The 3228-nt window shown below is 74.4% G+C and carries 3 protein-coding genes; 1 reads left to right on the top strand and 2 read right to left on the bottom strand.

Going from position 1 to position 3228, the window contains the following annotated elements:
* Positions 1-47: 47 nt before the first annotated feature.
* Together nudC and TR48_RS07330 are read right to left on the bottom strand one after the other, a co-directional pair.
* Entirely contained in the window at positions 48-992 is a 945-nt protein-coding gene (gene nudC / locus TR48_RS07335) for an NAD(+) diphosphatase (RefSeq protein ID WP_042365096.1), read from the bottom strand.
* A gap of 17 nt (positions 993-1009) precedes the next feature.
* Positions 1010-2503 (bottom strand): dipeptidase, encoded by a 1494-nt coding sequence (locus TR48_RS07330; RefSeq protein WP_084728960.1) that lies wholly within the window; start codon positions 2501-2503, stop codon positions 1010-1012.
* A 206-nt stretch (positions 2504-2709) separates the two neighbouring features.
* Here TR48_RS07330 and TR48_RS07325 point away from each other — a divergent pair.
* On the top strand, positions 2710-3228 hold a 519-nt coding region (locus tag TR48_RS07325), incomplete at its 3' end, for an endonuclease/exonuclease/phosphatase family protein (RefSeq protein ID WP_174501675.1).

Here is a 3228-nt window from a genome sequence, read left to right as displayed (position 1 = left end):
CGGCCCGACGTTACGGCGGCAGCCCCCGCTGCCGGGTCGGCCCGACGTTACGGGGTCGACTCGGGGAGGGGGCCGCCGTACCAGAGTTCGACGAGGCGGCGGGCGATGGAGATGCCCGACGGAGGGAGGGTGGTCCCGGCGGCCATCCCGGCGGCGAGCTCCTCGCGGGAGAACCAGCGCGCCTCGTCGAGCTCCTCGCCGTCGACGTGGATGTCCGCGCTGCCGTCACGGGAATCGACCTTGGCGGTGAAGCCGAGCATCAGGCTGGCCGGGAAGGGCCACGGTTGGGAGGCGACGTACTCGACCGAGTCGAGGTCGACGCGGACGCCGGCCTCCTCCGCGACCTCGCGGGCCACCGCCTGTTCCAGGGACTCGCCGGGCTCCACGAAGCCGGCCAGCGTGGAGTAGCGGCCCTCGGGCCACAGGGCCTGGCGGCCGAGCAGGGCGCGGTCCTGCTCGTCGGTGACGAGCATGATGACCGCGCCGTCGGTACGCGGGTAGTGCTCGCGCCCGCAGGAGGTGCAGCGGCGGACGTGCCCCGCCGCCGCAACGTCGGTGGCGTGTCCGCACTGGGAGCAGAAGCGGTGCGAGCGGTGCCAGTTCTCCAGCGCCGCGGCGTGGACGAGCAGGCCGGAGTCGCGCGGGCCGAGCAGGCCGCCCACCTCCCGCAGGCCGGCCGGGCGCTCCGGGCCGTCGAGGCGGCCGGGCAGTTGGGCGCAGGCCACCGCGAAATACGCGACGCCCTGCTCGTCGCAGCCGAGGAAGAAGCGCTCGCCCTCGTCGGGGGCGTCGAAGGTGCTGAGCAGCACCAGGTCCGTGCCGCTCTCGGTGTCGACGACGAAGGCCTTGCCCTCCGAAACCGCCAGCACCCGGGTGTTCGGGTGGCTCCAGGCCGCGGCGAGCCACGGCTCGTCCAGGCGACGCTCGGCGGCGCGGTCCACGCCCGCGCGCGCCAGCGGAAGTGTGCGGACGAATTGCTGCTGAACCGTCACGGTTCCCTCCCCCTTGATCAGTTGCCCGCAGACGCGGTGTCGGGTCCGTCGCCGTCGCCCGGGACGGACCCGCCGCCGGATCGGCCGCCCGACCCGTCGCCGGACCGGTCCCAGCCGGTGGCCAGCTCGGACCACAGGTAGGCCGACGTCTCCACGCCCTTGACCAGCAGGTCGAGCTCGACCTTCTCGTTGATCGAGTGCCAGCCGTCGGACGGCACCGAGATGCCCAGGAAGAGCACCGGTGCCCCGAGCACGTCCTGGAGGTCGGCGGCGGGTCCGGAGCCGCCCTCGCGGGTGAACAGGATCTTCTGCCCGAAGGCCCGCCCCATCGCCCGGGTGAGCGACTGGAGGGCCGGGTGGTCGAGCGGCGTCAGACAGGGGCGGGTGGCGCCACGAAAGACGACCTCGTGGCGGATGCCGGGCGTCACCTGGCGCCCGACCCAGTCGGCCACCGCCTGCTGCACCTTCTCGGCGTCCTGGCCGGCCACCAGCCGGAAGGAGAGCTTGAGGTGCGCCTCGGCCGGGACGATGGTCTTGCCGCCGGGGCCGGTGTAGCCGCCCCAGATGCCGTTGACCTCGGCGGTCGGGCGGGCCCAGATGCGCTCCAGGGTGGTGAAGCCCGCCTCGCCCTGGGTGCCGCGCGACTTGGCGACGCGCAGCCACGCGTCCTCGTCGAACGGCAGCTCGGCGAAGAGCTCCCGCTCGCGCTCGGTCAGTTCGAGCACGCCGTCGTAGAAGCCGGGGACGGCGACCCTGCGGTCCGCGTCGTGCAGGGCTGCGACGAGCCGCGCGGCCTCGTCGGCGGGGTTGGGGACCGCGCCGCCGAAGGAGCCGGAGTGGATGTCGGTGTCCGGGCCGTAGAGGCTGACCTCGGCGTCGGCGAGACCTCGCATGCCCGTGCAGACGGTCGGCGTGGAGGCGGCCCACATGCCCGTGTCCGAGACGATCACCACGTCGGCGGTCAGGCGCTCCGACTGACGGCGGATGAGGTCGAGGAAGTTCGTCGACCCCGACTCCTCCTCGCCCTCGACCAGCAGCTTGAGGTTGACGGCCGGGCTGGTGCGGCCGGTCGCGGCGAGATGTGCGCGCACGCCGAGCGTGTGGAAGAAGACCTGGCCCTTGTCGTCCGCGGCGCCGCGCGCGTACATCCGCCCGTCGACGACGGCCGGCTCGAAGGGGTCGGTGGCCCATCCGTCCTCCCGGGCGGCGGGCTGGACGTCGTGGTGGCCGTAGACCAGGACGGTCGGAGCCCCGGCGTCGCCCGAGGGCCACTCCGCGAAGACGGCGGGCAGGCCGTCGTTCTCCGTCTCCCACACCTCCGCGACCGGGAAGCCGGTCTCCCGGAGCTTGGCGGCCAACCACTCCGCGGACCTGCGCACGTCCGCCGTCCGGCCCGGGTCGGCGGAGACGGAGGGGATGCGCAGCCACTCGGCGAGATCGTCGAGGAAGGCGGGACGGTGCTGGTCGATGTAGGCGCGGACGACGCTGTCCGGGGCTTCGGCAGAGCTCATGGCACGACTCTAGTTCGAAGCGGCGCCCGCCCGGCAAGCGCGTTTGATCACAACGACCTCCCTGACGCGCCACCCGAGCGGCACCCTCCGGAGCGCGCACGCCGGAGCGCTCGCGTGCCGCGCGCGACCAGCGAGTGTGCCGGCGGGGCCGACCGAGCACCCCCCGCCGTTCCTGTGCCCCGGCCCGACTGGCGTAGGTTCGTCCCGTGAGCCAGCTGCGCGTCGCGACTTTCAACCTCCTGCACGGCCAGCCCATGGACCGCAACGGCAGACCGCTTTCGGCCGACCACGGGCCGGGCGACGTACCGGAAGCGCCGCTCGCGGACGCGATCGCCGCTCTCGACGCGGACGTGCTCGCGCTCCAGGAGGTCGACCGGTTCCAGGAACGCTCCGGACGCATCGACCAGGCCGCCGTCGGCGCGAAGGCGCTGAGGGCTCGCGACTACCGCTTCGCCGCCGCCGTCGTGGGGCGCCCGGCCCCCGTCGCCGGCTGGGTGCACGCGCCCGACGCGACCACGCTCCGCGTCTACGGCCCCGACGACGCGGGACGCGACGCGGACCAGCCCGCCTACGGGACCGCGCTGCTCACCCGCCTCCCCGTGCTGCACTGGCGAGCCCGGCGGTTCCCCCCGGCGCCGTTCGGCCTGCCGCTGCGCGTGGCGGGGCGCCGCGGACTCACCCCAGTCCCTGACGAGCCGCGCGCGGCGCTCGCCGCCGTGCTGGAC

This window comes from Streptacidiphilus neutrinimicus (assembly GCF_000787815.1).
Classification (GTDB): Bacteria; Actinomycetota; Actinomycetes; order Streptomycetales; family Streptomycetaceae; genus Streptacidiphilus; species Streptacidiphilus neutrinimicus.
This window is presented reverse-complemented; position numbering and strand designations above follow the sequence as displayed.